Annotated in this window: 11 protein-coding genes; all 11 read left to right on the forward strand. The window is 71.9% G+C overall.

What is annotated here, in order from left to right:
- Positions 1 to 15 precede the first annotated feature (15 nt).
- The 11 genes from V9G19_RS15205 (at position 16) to V9G19_RS15255 (ending at position 14,791) form a co-directional block, all read left to right on the forward strand.
- Positions 16 to 777, forward strand: a complete 762-nt coding sequence (locus V9G19_RS15205) for a hypothetical protein (RefSeq protein ID WP_462286279.1) — start codon at positions 16 to 18, stop codon at positions 775 to 777.
- Positions 777 to 2,711: an AAA family ATPase gene (locus tag V9G19_RS15210; RefSeq protein ID WP_462286280.1), complete on the forward strand. Its 1,935-nt coding sequence runs from the start codon at positions 777 to 779 to the stop codon at positions 2,709 to 2,711. The genes V9G19_RS15205 and V9G19_RS15210 overlap by 1 nt, the downstream gene beginning before the upstream one ends.
- A complete protein-coding gene (locus V9G19_RS15215; protein WP_462286281.1) occupies positions 2,708 to 4,024 on the forward strand; it encodes a hypothetical protein in 1,317 nt (438 codons plus the stop codon). Before V9G19_RS15210 ends, V9G19_RS15215 begins: the two co-directional genes overlap by 4 nt.
- A complete protein-coding gene (locus V9G19_RS15220) occupies positions 4,021 to 4,989 on the forward strand; it encodes a glutamate ABC transporter substrate-binding protein (protein ID WP_462286282.1) in 969 nt (322 codons plus the stop codon). Before V9G19_RS15215 ends, V9G19_RS15220 begins: the two co-directional genes overlap by 4 nt.
- A complete protein-coding gene (locus V9G19_RS15225) occupies positions 4,986 to 6,194 on the forward strand; it encodes a hypothetical protein (RefSeq protein WP_462286283.1) in 1,209 nt (402 codons plus the stop codon). Before V9G19_RS15220 ends, V9G19_RS15225 begins: the two co-directional genes overlap by 4 nt.
- Positions 6,195 to 8,606: a serine/threonine-protein kinase gene (locus tag V9G19_RS15230; protein WP_462286284.1), complete on the forward strand. Its 2,412-nt coding sequence runs from the start codon at positions 6,195 to 6,197 to the stop codon at positions 8,604 to 8,606. It begins immediately after the preceding gene.
- Positions 8,607 to 8,883: 277 nt separating this feature from the next.
- Positions 8,884 to 10,620: a PP2C family serine/threonine-protein phosphatase gene (locus V9G19_RS15235; RefSeq protein WP_462286285.1), complete on the forward strand. Its 1,737-nt coding sequence runs from the start codon at positions 8,884 to 8,886 to the stop codon at positions 10,618 to 10,620.
- Entirely contained in the window at positions 10,613 to 11,896 is a 1,284-nt protein-coding gene (locus V9G19_RS15240) for a vWA domain-containing protein (RefSeq protein WP_462286286.1), read from the forward strand. The genes V9G19_RS15235 and V9G19_RS15240 overlap by 8 nt, the downstream gene beginning before the upstream one ends.
- The gene (locus tag V9G19_RS15245) at positions 11,893 to 12,810 is read left to right on the forward strand and encodes an FHA domain-containing protein (protein ID WP_462286287.1); all 918 of its coding nucleotides are present in this window, start codon (positions 11,893 to 11,895) and stop codon (positions 12,808 to 12,810) included. Before V9G19_RS15240 ends, V9G19_RS15245 begins: the two co-directional genes overlap by 4 nt.
- Positions 12,807 to 13,541, forward strand: a complete 735-nt coding sequence (locus V9G19_RS15250; RefSeq protein WP_462286288.1) for a type 1 glutamine amidotransferase — start codon at positions 12,807 to 12,809, stop codon at positions 13,539 to 13,541. Before V9G19_RS15245 ends, V9G19_RS15250 begins: the two co-directional genes overlap by 4 nt.
- Entirely contained in the window at positions 13,538 to 14,791 is a 1,254-nt protein-coding gene (locus V9G19_RS15255; RefSeq protein ID WP_462286289.1) for a hypothetical protein, read from the forward strand. Before V9G19_RS15250 ends, V9G19_RS15255 begins: the two co-directional genes overlap by 4 nt.
- Positions 14,792 to 14,795 lie beyond the last annotated feature (4 nt).

A 14,795-nucleotide genomic window follows, 5' to 3' on the forward strand; every position in this document is an offset into this window, starting at 1 on the left:
GTGGACTGAGCACACATGGGAATCGCCGACTGGTTCGGGCGGGGCAAGAAGGCGCCGCCGCCGTCCGAGCCGATCATCGAGGTGCCGCCGGCGCCGACCAGCGAGTCGCTGCTGGCTGCCCTCGATGAGGTCGAGCGGATGGCCCGCGACGGGGTTGTCCCGCCGATGGTGATGGCCCGGCTGAAGCGGGTCACGAAGATCGTCCGCGACACCATCCCGCGGCTGAACAACCTCGGCGACAGCAGCTACAGCGCCTACAACGTCATGGCCGTCGCGACCGACTACCTGCCCGGAGCGATCGGCGGCTATCTGCGCCTGCCCCGCGACTGGGCCGACTCCCGCCCGGTCGATCGCGGCAAGACCTCGCTGCTCATCCTGATCGACCAGCTCGACCTGCTCGGCGGGACGATGGACAAGATCCTCGACGCGGTCAACCGCGCCGACGCCCAGGCCCTGGTCGTGCACGGACGCTTCCTGCAGGAGAAATTCGGCAGCCCGGCCGGCGGCGACCTCGGTATCGGGGAGAACGCCGTGCTGCCGCCCATGCCCACGTCGACCTCGTCAACCACGCCCGGCGGCCAGCTCGCCCCGCCGACCGCGACCCCCGACTGGGCCGGGCCGCAAATGCGCACCTCCTCGGCCGCCGGGAACGATTGGCTCGCCCCGGACGATCCCGACACGGGCGATGTCCCGATCGTCCATCGCTCCACCCCACCCGGCTCCACCCCACCCGCCGACCCCGGGCGCCTGGCGCCTCCGATCGGAAGAGAATCCTGATGACCGCACCCGCCGACGGCCTCCGCGACGCGGTGGCCGCCCTCGTCGCCGTCGCCACCGACGCCGGGCTGCCCGCCGACGCCGCGCGCGCGGAGGCGCTGCGGTTCGCCGCCGCGATCGCCGAGTCCTCACCCCGGGCCGCGCTCGACTGGGCCGGCGCCGCCGGTCTCGACCCAGCCGATGCCGCCGCCGCCAACACGGCCTTCTTCGAGGCCGCCTCCAGCGGTCGCAAATGGCGCCAGGCCCCCACTGCCGGGCTCAGTGAACTCGTCGCCACCTCCTCGCCACAGGCTGGTCCGTATGCCGCTCGCCTCGCCGACATTGCCGCCGCCGCCTGCCTGCTCGGCGAGCCGACCCCCCGCGTCGCGGGCAATGCCACCGTCGCCGCCGCCGCCCAGCAAAGCATCGTCCCGATCGGTTCCGCTGGTATGCCGCATCCCGGCCACCCTTCCTCCGCACCTCCCGGGCCGGCACAGCCCGCGTCCCCCGGGTCCGCGCACTCTCCGGCCCAGCCTCCCGGCCCGGCCGGACCACAAGCCGAGCCGATGGCGCCAGGAGGGAGTCCGGCGCAGCCGCCGGCACAGGCCCAGCCCCCCGTGCTCGGTGTCGGCGACCCCAACCGCATCCCCAACCTGACCGAGCTGATGCTGGACAACCAGCGCCGGGTCACCGAGCAACTGGCCGCGATCGAGCGGCTGCGCGGCGGGCCGATCCTCCCGCCACCCGGCAGCCAACCCCCCGGAGCGCCACCACCTGGGGGCCAACCACCTGGCGGCCAACCGCCGGGCACGCCCCCACCGGGCGCGCTCCCCGCGAACCCCGACGCGCCGCGCGATCCTTATGACGCCGGCTCCGGTGGCACCGGCGGGGCGGCTCAGCCGCCCGGCCAGCCCGAGGAGCAGGCCGCCGCGGCCACCGCGGAGCCGCCACCCAAGACCCTCGAGGAGCTGCTCGCCGAACTCGACGACCTCGTCGGCCTGAAGGCGGTCAAGAAGGAGATCAACCAGCAGGTCGCGATCCTCAAGGTTGAGAAGCGGCGCGCCGAGGCCGGCCTAAAGAGCGCCACGATCACCCGCCACCTGGTCTTCGTCGGCAACCCCGGCACTGGCAAGACGACCGTCGCCCGCCTGGTCGGCGGGATCTATCGCGCTCTCGGGCTGCTTTCCAAGGGCCAGCTGATCGAGGTCGACCGCTCCGAGCTGGTCGCCGGCTACCTCGGGCAGACCGCGATCAAGACCGCGGAGGTCGTCGCCAAGGCCCTCGGCGGGGTGCTGTTCATCGACGAGGCCTATGGGCTGTCCGGCGACCAGTACGGCCAGGAGGCGATCAACACCCTGGTCAAGGAGATGGAGGACAACCGCGACAACCTTGTGGTGATCGTCGCCGGCTACCCCACACCGATGATGGAGTTCATCGCCCAAAACCCGGGCCTGGCCAGCCGGTTCAAGACGATGATCGAGTTCGCCGACTACACCGACGACGAGCTGACCGGCATCATCCAGGGCCTGGCCGCCAAGTCCGACTACGACATCACCCCCGCGGCCGAGGCCGTCGTCCGCGAGATCCTGGCCGCCACCGAGCGCAACGTCACCTTCGGCAACGGCCGCTTCGTCCGCAACCTGCTGGAGGAGGCGATCGGCCGGCACGCCTGGCGGCTGAAAGACATCGAGGAGGTCACCACCGAGCAGCTGCGCCAGCTGCTCCCGGAGGACTTCCGCGAGGACGTTGACAGCGACACCGACGCCGAGCCGAGCGCCCCCGCCCAGGCCGACGACCTGCCTGCGGACGAGCAGGCCGACCTAGCCGACGCCGAGGCCGAGATGACCGCCGAGGGCGGCATACCCGAGCCCGACGACGAGCCGGAGCAAGCCCAGAGCGATCAAGCCCAGAGCGATCACCCCGGACCGCCACAGCAGGAGGGAAGCGGCCGATGACCCAGATTGCCAGCGCACCACCACAGGCCACGGTGGCGAGCCCCCCGGCCCAGCAGGTGGCGCCGCCCACCGCCGCCGCCCAGCGGGCCGCCGCCCGTCGCCACTACTTCACCGGCACCCCCGGACGGATGCGGATCAACGCGGTCATCGCGGCGGTGATGTGCCTCGCGTTCGCCGCCGTCGGCTTCTTTGGCCTGCGCGCCCTCGACGGCGCCGTGGACCGCGCGGGAGCCAACACCGAGCAGGTCATCCGCGTCCAGCAGATCTATGCCGACCTGCTCACCGCGGACGCGGCGACCACCAATGGCTTCCTCCAAGGCGGGCTGGAGCCGGCGCAGCTGCGCGCGTCCTACGACAAATCGATTGCGGCGGTCTCCAGCAACATCGCCGCCGCGGCCAAGGCTCAACCGGCCGACGGGGTGGCGCTGGCCGCGTTGAACACCAAGCTGGAGAGCTACACCTCCTATATCGACCAGGCCCGCAGCTACAACCGCCAGACCCTGCCGGTCGGCGCGCAATACCAGACCCTGGCCAGCCAGCAGTTGCGCGCCGAGATCCTCCCGATTGTCGCCGAGCTGGCCAAGGCCAACCAGCAACGCGCCGATCAAGAACTCGGCGCCGGCCTGGCCGGCATCATCCCGATCGTCGTCGGAGTTCTCACCCTGATCGTCCTGGCCGCCATCGCCCTCTGGCTGGCCAAGAAGACCCATCGCTACCTCAACCTGCCGCTCACGGGCGCGATCCTCCTCGTCCTCGCCGCCACCGCCTTGCTGCTGACCTCGGTCGCGTCGGCGACCACGACGATGGGCCGGGTCGCCGACGGCGACTTCAAGTCGGCGGTCGCGCTCGCGAGCGGGCGGGCAGCGGCATACGACATGAAATCCAACGAGAGCCTGACGCTCATCGCCCGGGGATCGGGCCGAGGCTATGAGGATGCCTATGGTGAGGCTCGCGACACCGCGCTGGAGCAACTGAACGGCGCCGGCTATGGCGCGGGCAAGAGCCCCGACCTGGTCGCGTCCGTGAACAAGTACAACGGGGTGCACACCCGGATCCGGTCGCTCGACAACGGCGGCGACTGGGACGCCGCCGTCGAACTGGCCACGCAGGCCGGCGCCGGCGGGGCCAACGCCACCTTCGAGGAGTTCGACACCCGGGCCACGGCCGAACTCGACAAGCGCGTCAAGGGCGCCCTGTCCGCGCTCGACGGGCTGCGCACGCCGCTCTTTCCCTGGCTGGTCGGTCTCGCCGGCGTGCTCGCCGCCCTCGCCGCCGGACGCTCGATGACCAAGCGGATCGAGGAGTACCGATGAACCGTCGCGCCCTTGCCGCCGCCGCGGCGGCGCTCGCCCTGACCGGGTGCGCCGGGGGGAACTACCCCGACACACCGCTCCCGGCACCGAGCGGTTCCTCCTCCTCCTCGACAACGGCCGCACCCCCGGTGACCTGCGACGACCCGACCCAAAGCTATGACTCGCTCGGGTCGATCCCGTCCGCGGGGGCCATCGACGATGCCGGGATGAGCGAGATCGTCAGCCGCGGCCGGCTGATCGTCGGGGTCTCCGGCGACAGCTATCTGCTCGGCGCCCGCAACCCGATCAGCAACAAGATCGAAGGGTTCGACATCGATATCGCCAAGCAGGTGGCCAAGGCGCTCTTCGGCGACGAGAACAAGATCACCCTGCGCGTCATCTCGGCCGCCGACCGGGAAAAGCTGCTGCAAAGCGGCGAGATCGACATGGTCGCCCGCAATATGACGATGACCTGCGACCGGTGGACCCGGATCGCCTTCTCCAGCGAGTACTACCACGCCGGCCAGAAGCTGCTGGTCACCTTGGGTGCCTACGACGCCGACCCCACGCAAGGCCTGGCCGATCAGAAGGACAAACGCGTGTGCGCCCCGACCGGCACGACCTCGTTGGCCAAACTGAAGACCGTCGCCGGCGTCGAGGCCGTCACCGCGGGCAACCACACCGGCTGCCTGGTGCTCTTCCAGCAGGGCAAGGCCGACGCGATCACCGGCGACGACACCGTGCTTGCCGGGCTGGCCGCCCAGGACCCGTATGCCAAGGTCACCGATGCCCCGGCGATCTCCGACGAGCCCTACGGACTGGGCATCAACGCCAAGAACACCTACTTCGTGCGCTATGTCAACGCGGTGCTCGACCAGATCCGCGCCGACGGGACCTGGCAAGAGATCTACGACAAGTGGCTGGCCGGCGCGCTCGGCAAGGCGCCCAACCCGCCCCGACCGGTCTACGGACGTCCGTTGCCGTGAGCCTCGACCTCGGCCTGACGAGCAGCCCGGCCGGCGGCGCCCCCCGCGCCCCCGGCCGGCTCGGCGTGCCCGTCACCGCCGCCGAGGCGCTGCGCTATTTGACCGACCTCGGGCTGTGGATCGACGACCGGCGCAAACAGCTCGACGCGATCGACGCGGCCGCGCTGAACGCCCCCAACCAGACCGACCGGGACGCGCTCACCCACGACATGACGGTCTCGATGGCGCTATGGAAGGCCATCTCCGACCGGTATGAACTGCTCAAGGTCACCTTCGACTCCGGCCGGGTCGGCGCCGTCCAGGCCGAGCAGCTCTCGACGCTGATCTGGGGGCGCCTGGACGTCACCCCCGGCGCCGGCCGCGACGCGAGCAGATCTCGGATGCCGTCCGGCGCCGAGGGTACGCTCGCCGTCTCCCTGCCCGAGGCCTGTCGCCTCTCGGACGCGATGACCTCCTCGCTGCGGGCGCGCCTGGCGCTGGAGCCGAGCGGGCTCGACGTCGGCATCCGGGTCAAGGCGATCCGCGAGGGCATCGAGCGGATCCGCGACCAGGTTGCGCTCACCCCGACCGGCACGACCAAGGACAGCGCCGGGCGAGAGTTGATCGGCTTCGAGCAGCGGCTTTTCGACGTCACCGAGCGAGCCAAGCGCGGTGCCGACGTCGGCGGCTATCTCGGGCCGCTGGAGATTGACGTCGCCGCCAAGGAGCGCGACCTGATCGTGGCCGCCTCGCGCCGCCACGAGAACGAACGCGACGCCGCGCACGCGACCACGCTGATCACCGACCTCGCCGCCCGCGGCGACGCCATCCGGGCGATGCAGGCCCAGTGCCTCGCGGCGATCACCCCGGCGCCCAAGCTGGCGGTCCCCGACGTGCGGGCCCTCGGGGCCGTCCCGGAGGATCCCGACGCGGTCGACGCGCTGCTCAAGCGGCTCGCCTTGGTCTCCCGGGCGCTCGACCAGGCCCACGAGACCTATGCCCGCGCCCTCGGCGAACGCGACGAGATGCTCGGCCTGATGGGCGCCCTCGACGCCCAGGTGGCCGCCTCCCCCGACGTCGACGCCGACGAGCGCGCCGATCTGGCGCCGCTGCGCGAGCAGTTGCACACGACGCTGGCGAGCACCCCGGTGCCGCTCGTGCGAGCGCGAGCCTTGCTCGCGGCATACCAGAGCTATATCCAGGCCGTCACCCGAAAGGCTTTGTAGATGAGCGATCCCAACGCCTGCAGTCAGCCGGGGTGCGCCGGCACGATCGTCGACGGCTACTGCGATCAGTGCGGTATGCCGGGTGCCCCCGGCGCCGGGACCACCTCGGCGACCCCGCCTGCGGTCGCGACCAGCGCCGCTCCGCCGCCTCGCCCGGCCGCCCCGCCGAAGCCCGCCGGACCGCCGAAACCGGCCGGGCCGATCGGCGTGGCCGGCTCCCCCTGCAAACAGCCGGGCTGCGACGGGAGGGTCGTCGACGGCTACTGCGACGTCTGCGGCACCCCCGAGGGCGGGCCGGTCGAGGCGGAATCGCCGATGCAGGGGGAGGCCTCCGCGGTCTCGCGGGTCTCCAGCCGGCTGGAGGCAACCGCACTCGGGTCGGCGCGCGCCAAGACCGGCACGATTTCCACCCGCCGGATCTCCGGCGAGTCGCGGCGGATGCGCACCGCCCGCATCGGCGCCGGCGTGACGTCTGTGCCGCCGGTGCCCGAGATCGACGCGGCCCGGGCGGTGTTGAAGAACCCGGTCGTCCCGGAGGACAAACGCTTCTGCCCCAAGTGCGGCGAGCCGGTGGGCCGCGGCCGCGAGGGCAGCCCGGGCCGGACGAGCGGGTTTTGTGCCAACTGCCGCACGCCCTTCGACTTCACGCCCAAGCTGCGGCCGGGCGACCTGGTGGCCGGGCAGTACGAGGTGGCCGGCTGCCTGGCCCACGGCGGCCTCGGCTGGATCTATCTGGCCCGCGACCGCAATGTCTCCGACCGATGGGTGGTCCTCAAGGGCCTGCTCAACTCCGGCGACCCCGACGCCCTGGCCGCCGCCCTGGCCGAGCAGCGCTTCCTCGCCCAGGTCAGCCACCCCAACATCGTCGAGATCTACAACTTCGTCTCCCACGACGACGCCGGCTATATCGTCATGGAATACATCGGCGGCACCTCGCTGAAGTCGCTGCTCAAGCAGCGGCTGCGGGCCGCGGGCAAATATGACCCGATCCCGGTCGATCAGGCGCTCGCCTACATCATCGAGATCCTCCCGGCGTTCCAGTATCTGCACGATCTCGGGCTGGTCTATTGCGACTTCAAGCCGGACAACATCATCCAGATCGGTGACGAGGTCCGGCTGATCGACCTCGGCGGGGTGCGCCGGATCGACGATGAGGAGTCGGCGATTTTCGGCACGGTCGGCTACCAGGCGCCCGAGGTCGCCGCGCAGGGCTGCACGGTCGCCTCCGACATCTACACGATCGGGCGAACCCTCGTCGTGTTGACCATGGAGTTTCGCGGCTACCAGACCAAGTATGTGAAGTCGCTGCCGCCCCCGGAGGATGTCGAGATCTTCCGCCGCTACGACTCCTTCTACCGGCTGCTGCTCAAGGCGTGCGCGCCGTCGCCGGACGACCGCTTCGTCTCCGCCGACGAGCTGCGGGTGCAGATGCTCGGCGTGCTGCGCGAGGTCGTCGCCCAGGACCGCAAGGCCGGCGCCGCGCAAACCTCGGCCGCCTCGCTGCTCTTCGAGCCGCCGCCCGCGGGCGATGCGCACATGACCTGGCAGGACCTGCCCGCGCTGCGCCGCGACACCGGCGACCCGCACGCCGGCTGGCTGCAGACGATCGAGCGCCAGCCTCCCGGAGAGCGGCTCAAGGCGCTCGACCGGGCACCCGGCTTTTCGGCCGAGGTGCGCCTGGCCCAGGCCCGGGCCGCGCTGGAATCCGAGCAGTGGCAGCTGCTCGACCAGATCGTCCAGCACCTGCTCACCGACGACCCCTGGGAATGGCGGGCGGTATGGATGTCCGCGCTCGGCGCGCTCGCCCGCAACGAGCCGGCCGACGCTCAGCGCGGCTTCAACGCCGTCTATGGCCAGGTGCCCGGCGAACTCGCGCCCAAGCTCGGGCTCGCCCTGGCGTGCGAGCTGTCCGGAACCCCCGACATCGCCGAGACGATGTATGCCGTATGCGCGCGCACCGACGCGGCCTATGTCCCGCCGGCCGCCTTCGGCCTGGCCCGGCTGCGGCAGGCCCGCGACGACCTCGACGGGGTGCAGGCGGCGTTGACGCTGGTGCCGCCCGGCTCCAGCGCCTACCCGATCGCCCGCCAGCACTGGGCCGAGGCCCTGGTCCGTCAGCCGCGCGGCGTCGAGGACCTGTCGGCGTCGCTGAGCACGGCCGCCGGCGCCGGCTTCTCCCCGCGCCGGCGGGCCGAGATGGCGGTAGAGACCTACCGCAAGGGGATCGATCTGATCAAGAAGGACGGGCACAAGCCGGGGGAGAAGATCGGGACGCACCCGGCCACGAGCGAGGGGGCACGGGCCGGGCTGGAGCAGTCGCTGCGCGAGCTCGCGGCATACACCGAGAATCCGATCGAGCGGCTGCGGCTGGTCGACGAGGCCAACGAGATCCGACCCTGGAGCCTGGTATGACGCCCCACCCCGCCCGCGAGGCCCACCCCACCCGCGAGGCTCACCCCACCCGCGAGGCTCACCGCACCCGCGAGGCTCACCCCACCCGCGAGGCCCACCCCACCCGCGAGGAACTTCTGCTAGCAGAGGTTCCTCGCTGGCCAATAGCTAGCAAGATAGTGGGACGCCGACTAACTTCTGCTAGCAGAGGTTCCTCGTGGGGCGCCGACCCGCAGCCGTGCCACCCTCTGTCACCGCCTCCCTCTGGTGCGCCGACGGCGAGCGGGGTGCGCGCGGCATGAGTGACCTGATCTGCTCGGCGTGCGGGGCGAGCAATCCGGCCGGCTCCCAGTTCTGCGAGGCGTGCGGCGGTGAGTTGGCGCCGGTGTCAGCCACGACGGCCGAGTCCACGGCTCCAGCGGCCACGCCAGCACCGACCACGCCAGGTCCGGCCGCGGCCGACCCGGCAATCGCGGTCCCCGCCGCGCCCGACTCCCAAGCGGCGGTCTCCCCGGAAGCGGACCCGGCTGCCCCGGCCCCGGCTGCCGGTGACCCGGCTAGCGACGTCCAGGTCGCCACCGATTCGAGCGCCGCGGGTCCGAGCGCCGCAGGTCTGAGCGCTGGGGGTGCGACCGCCATCGGGACCACCGAAGGGCCGGCCGAGGCGGTCCCGCCGCCACCCACCGAAACCACCCCGACCACCGAAACCACCCCGACGCCAGCCGAATCTGGTCCGGCAGCTTCCGGATCTGCGGCTTCGGAGGCGGTCGTCATACCGGCCGAGGAAGCGGGGCCAACGGTCGCAAGCGACCCGGCGCCACCCCCACCGCCGCCGGGCAGCGATCCGGTCAGCCGGAGCGACCCGACGCTTGAGGGCGAGCCGCCGCACAGCCCGCTACCCGTCGACCACGCTCCCGGGATCGGGCCCGGCCCGTCCGGGCCGGCGCCGGTCAGCAACCGCAATCTCGCCCCGGACGAGCTGCCCGCCAAGCAGGCCAGCGCCACCCCGGTGCCACCGGTCGCCGGCGAGGAGTCGCCGCTGGACGTCGGTTGGACGGGCGTGGTCACCGGACGGACGAGCGCCTACGAAGCGGCCCCGCCGGCCGCCGCCACCTGCGCCGCCTGCGGCGCCGGCACCTATCTCGACGGCTACTGCGACCACTGCGGCGCCAAGGAGCCCAACCCGCGCGACCACTTCGAGGAATCCCCGGCCCCCTGGGTCGGCGGCGTGTGCGACATCGGCAAACGGCACGCGACCAATGAGGACGCCATGGCGCTATCGGCCGACCCCGAGCCGGGCTCGCGGGCGATCCTCGTCGTCTGCGACGGCGTCTCCAACACCACCTTGTCGCATGTCGCCAGCATGAACGGCGCCACCGCAGCCCGCGGCATCCTGGACACGGCCCTGCCCGCCGGGGTCGGCACGCCCGAGGCGACCCAGGCCGCCGCGGTCAAGCGGCTCGCCGAGGCCGTCGCCGCCGCCAACAAGGCGGTCATCGCGACGGTCGCCGACAAGAACGACCCGGCGCCACCGTCGTGCACCTTCACCGGGGCGATCGTCACCGGGGCCACGGCCTATGTCGGCAATGTCGGCGACAGCCGGATCTACTGGCTGCCCGACGGCACCGACGCAGCCGAGCAACTAAGCCGGGATGACTCCTTCGCCGCCGACCGGATCGCCGCCGGCGTGGAGCGCAAGGAGGCCGAGACCGGCCCGATGGCTCACTCGATCACCCGCTGGCTCGGCATCGACGCGCCCGACGACCTGACCCCGCATACCCGGGCAATCAGCGTCGAGCGCGCCGGCTGGCTGCTGCTGTGCAGCGACGGGTTATGGAATTACTGCTCCGAGGCCAGCGAACTGCAGGCGCTGATTGCCACGCTGACGCAGGAGGGAAAGGCCAGCACCCCGACCGCCCTCGCGGGTGCGCTGGTCGAATTCGCGAATAATGCAGGGGGAGCCGACAACATCACCGTCGCCCTGGCCCGCCTGGCCGACGCGGCGATGGACCGAAAGGAGGAGGACCGTGGCTGACTTCGTCGCCGAGGCCTTCCAGAACGAATTCTTGGCCGACGGGGCCACCGACGTGCACGCGATCGTGCGTATCGCCGCATCCGGCGCCTCCGGCGCGGCGGCGGCCGACGCCCGCGGTCCGGGGGGCGTCGAGGTGATCATCGTCGACACCTCCGGATCCATGGGGGAGCGGGGAATCCAACAAGGCGCCCTGGCGGCCACGGCCGCGCTGCAGGAGATCACCGACGGGACGCTCTTTGCCGTGGTCGCCGGCAATCACCTGGCCTGGCAGGTCTATCCGACGCAGCCGGTGCCCGGCCTGGCCCGGATGGATGCGATGACCCGACAGGCGGCGAGGCAGGCGGTCCGCGGGTTCCGGGCCGATGGTGGCACGGCGATGGGGCAGTGGTTGCTCGCCGCGCGGCAGGTCTTCGAGACCGCCCCTCCCGAGCTGCGCCGGCACGCGATCCTGCTCACCGACGGCGCCAACGAGCACGAGACCCCCGACCAGCTGACCTGGGCGATCAACTCGTGCACCGGCGTCTTCCAGGCCGACTGCCGTGGCGTCGGGGACCGCTGGCAGGTCGAGGAGGTGCGCCGGATCGCCTCGGCGCTGCTCGGCACGGTCGATCTGATCCCCCGCCCCGAGGAGATGGCCGCGGAGTTCAAGGCGCTGATCCAGACCTCGATGGCCCGCGGCGTCGCCAACGCCGAGCTGCGGGTATGGGTGCCGCAGGGCGCCCAGGTGCTCTTCGTCAAGCAGGTCTCGCCCAACCTGGAGGACCTGACCACCCGCCGCCGCGAGGTCAACCCGCTCACCGGCGGCTATCCCACCGGCGCCTGGTCGGATGAGGACCGTGACTATCACGTCGCGGTCCGGTTGCCCGCCAAATCGGTCGGCCAGGAACAGCTGGCCGCCCGGGTCCAGCTTGCCGTCGGCGACGAGGTCAAGGCACAGGCGCTGGTCAAGGCCAAATGGTCCAACGACGATGCCCTCACCGCGCGGATCAATCCGCAGGTCGCGCAGTACACCGGTCAGGCCGAGCTCGCCGCCGCCATCCAGGACGGCTTGGCCGCCAAGGCCGCCGGCCACGAGGACGAGGCGACCGCCAAACTCGGGCGAGCCGTCCAACTGGCCAACGAGGCCGGCAACGACGAGATGACCTCGCGGCTGCGCAAGGTCGTTGACATCGACAACGCCGAGACCGGCACGGTCCGGCTGAAGAAGCAGGTGGAGAAATTGGACGAGATGGCCCTCGACACCGCGTCGACCAAGACCACCCGGGTGCGCAAGTGAGCGCCGTCTGCCCGGCGGGGCACACCTCCGAGTCCACCGACTACTGCGACACCTGTGGGGCCCCGATCGCCGAGGGCGCGCTCACCCCCGGCGCTCCCGAGCCGGCCGCGGCGTCGAGTCCGCCCAGCGGGAATTCGCTCGACTTGCCGCCGGTGCCCGGGTCGGAGCCGGCCGCCGCGGCGTCCGGTCCCAAGCCGTGCCCCAACTGTCAGACCCCCAACACCCCGGACAGCCTGTTCTGCGAGGCCTGCGGCTACGACTTCACCACCGGGGCCCTCCCGGCGGGCGCGGCACCAACCCCTCCGGAGAGCCCACCCGCGGAGCCGGTCGCGCCGACGAGTCCCGCCGAGGGCGAGGATCTCGCCGCGGAAGCGGAGCACGCCGAGGAGCCGGCGGCGAGCCCGCCGGCCGAAGCCACCTCCCCGGAGCCCTCGGCAGCGGAGGCCTCGGGGCCGGACCAGGCGCCCGCCGCGCCAACCGGCACCGGAGTGCCTCCGCGGATCCCCTTCCAGTGGGTGGCCGAGGTGTGGATCGACCCCGATTGGTATGCCGATCAGCAGGCCGAGGAGCCCCTCCCCTCGCCCGGGCTGCCGGTCGTCGTGCCGCTGCGCATCGCGAGCGCGATGATCGGGCGCAAGTCGGCCAGCCGCAATATCGCCCCCGACATCGACTGCTCCGCCGACCCCGGGGTGTCGCGCCGGCATGCCCAGCTGACCACGGACGGCTCCCGCTGGTTCATCGAGGACCTCCAGTCCTCCAACGGCACCTTCGTCGGGCCGGCCTCCGGGCCCCTGCCAGACCAGCCGATCGCGGTCGGGCCCAAAACCGAGGTCGGCGACAACCGTGTCTACGTCGGGGCCTGGACTCGCATCGTCGTGCGCCGCGCCACCGACGAGGAGATCGCGGTCGGGTGAGCCGACCGGGTTTCCTCGTCATCGAGCACGAGGACGAGTGCCCGCCGGAGTGGTTCGGGCTGTGGTGGGAGCAGGCCGGCATCGCGCTGCGCCGAATCCGGGCACACGACGGCGAGCCCATCCCGGGTTCGATCGCCGACGCCGCGGCGCTGATCGTCCTCGGCGGTGAGGCCGGCGCCAACGACGACGGCGACTACCCGTGGCTGCCCGCCACCCGCCGGTTGATCGGCGATACGGTCGCCGCCGGCCAGCCCTTTCTCGGGATCTGCCTGGGCCACCAGCTGGCCTGCGTCGCCCTCGGCGGTGAGGTGGCTCCCAACCCGCACGGGCACGCCACCGGGTTGACACCGGTCACGCTCACCGCGGCCGGCGCCGGCGATCCGTTGCTCGCGAGCTTCGCCGGCACCCGGGCAGTCCAGTGGAACAACGACGTCGCCGTGCGCCTGCCGCCGACCGGCACGGTCCTGGCCACCGCCCCGGACGGCACCCCGCAGGCGGTGCGCTTCGCCGACCGGGCGTGGGGTGTGCAATTCCACCCCGAGGTCTCCCCGGAACAGTTCGACCGCTGGACGATCGACAAACCCTCGGCCATGCAGGCACGCACCGACGGCATTGATGTGTATGCCGCATCCCGCGCCGTGCATGCCGCGCGCGCCGAGCTGCAGCGCACCTGGCAGCCGCTCGCCCGTCGCTTCGCCGAGCTGGCGCTCGCCGGCACGAGCTGGGAATGACGTCCGGCTGGGCCCACCGCCTACGTCGCTGGGGTCCGACTGCGCTCGCGGTGGCGGCGACGCTGATCGTCTGGCTCGGACCGTTCCGGCACTATGCGCGCTGGACCGACGTCGGCCTGACCGACATCCCGACCTACGAGGAGTCCGCCGGCGCCACCGCCGCCGGACGACTGCCGTATCGCGACATCGAGCTGGAGTATCCACCCGGTGCCGCGCTGGTCTTTTATCTCGCGCGCTTCCTGCCCGGCGGCAACTACACCGACCAGTTCCGGCTGCTGATGCTGATCGCCTGGACGGTGGCCAGCGCCGGGGGCGTCGCCGCCTCGACCGTGCTGCGACTTGGCCTGGCCCGCCAGGCGGCCGTCGGGGCGATCATGGCGGCCACCCCGGTGTTGCTCGGCTCCCTGCTCGCGACGCGGTATGACGGCCTCGTCACGGCCGTGATGGCCTGGATGCTCGTCGCGGCCGTCGCCGAGCGGTGGCGGTGGATGTGGGGGCTGCTCGTGGCAGCCATCCTGCTCAAGCTCATGCCGGTCGTGCTCGTGCCCAGCCTGGCGCTGTGGCAATGGCACCGAGCCGGAGCCATGGTCACCAAATGCGCGCTGGCCGGCGCGGGGCTCGCCACGGCGGCGGTTGTCGCACCGTTCGCGATCGTCGCACCCCACGGGCTGTGGGGCATGCTCGCCTACCACCTGCGCCGGCCGGCGCAGATCGAGTCGTCGGCGTCGTCCTATCTGCTGGCCTGGCATCTGGTCGCGGACGTGCCGGTCACGATCGCGACGCAGTTCGGCAGTCAGGGGCCGGTGGGGTGGGTGCCGACCGTGCTCGCCACCGCGTCGTCGATCGCCGGGGTGGCCGCCGTGGCCCTCCTGCTGGTCGGCTATGCCCGTCGCCTTCGCGCCCTCCCGAAGGCCCAGACCGGGAGAGGTTCTCTGGTCACGACGGTCGCGGCGACGATCGTCGTGCTCGCGGTTGGCTCGAAGGTGCTCTCCCCTCAATACCTGCTCTGGATGATGCCCGCGGCCCTGCTCCTGCCGGGGCCCCGCGGGCGGCTGGCGCTCACGCTGCTCCCCGTGGTGATGCTGTTGACCCAGTGGTATTTCCCCAAGCACTACTGGGAGCTGGTTGCCCTCGACGCCTTCCCGATCATCGTCCTGTGCGCCCGCAACCTGCTGCTTCTCGTGCTTGCGGTGCTCTGCTGGCCGCGGCTCGAGAGTCAAGCTGCGCGTCAGGTCGAGCGGTTATCGTGACGCC

Source organism: Nostocoides sp., from assembly GCF_037045025.1.
In the GTDB taxonomy this organism is placed as follows: Bacteria; Actinomycetota; Actinomycetes; order Actinomycetales; family Dermatophilaceae; genus Nostocoides_A.

Excerpts from the sequence above, each read along its gene's own strand:
- V9G19_RS15205 (WP_462286279.1), top strand. The coding sequence starts at position 16 with ATGGGAATCGCCGACTGGTTCGGGCGGGGCAAGAAGGCGCCGCCGCCG.
- V9G19_RS15210 (WP_462286280.1), top strand. The coding sequence starts at position 777 with ATGACCGCACCCGCCGACGGCCTCCGCGACGCGGTGGCCGCCCTCGTC.
- V9G19_RS15215 (WP_462286281.1), top strand. The coding sequence starts at position 2,708 with ATGACCCAGATTGCCAGCGCACCACCACAGGCCACGGTGGCGAGCCCC.
- V9G19_RS15220 (WP_462286282.1), top strand. The coding sequence starts at position 4,021 with ATGAACCGTCGCGCCCTTGCCGCCGCCGCGGCGGCGCTCGCCCTGACC.
- V9G19_RS15230 (WP_462286284.1), top strand. The coding sequence starts at position 6,195 with ATGAGCGATCCCAACGCCTGCAGTCAGCCGGGGTGCGCCGGCACGATC.
- V9G19_RS15235 (WP_462286285.1), top strand. The coding sequence starts at position 8,884 with ATGAGTGACCTGATCTGCTCGGCGTGCGGGGCGAGCAATCCGGCCGGC.
- V9G19_RS15255 (WP_462286289.1), top strand. The coding sequence starts at position 13,538 with ATGACGTCCGGCTGGGCCCACCGCCTACGTCGCTGGGGTCCGACTGCG.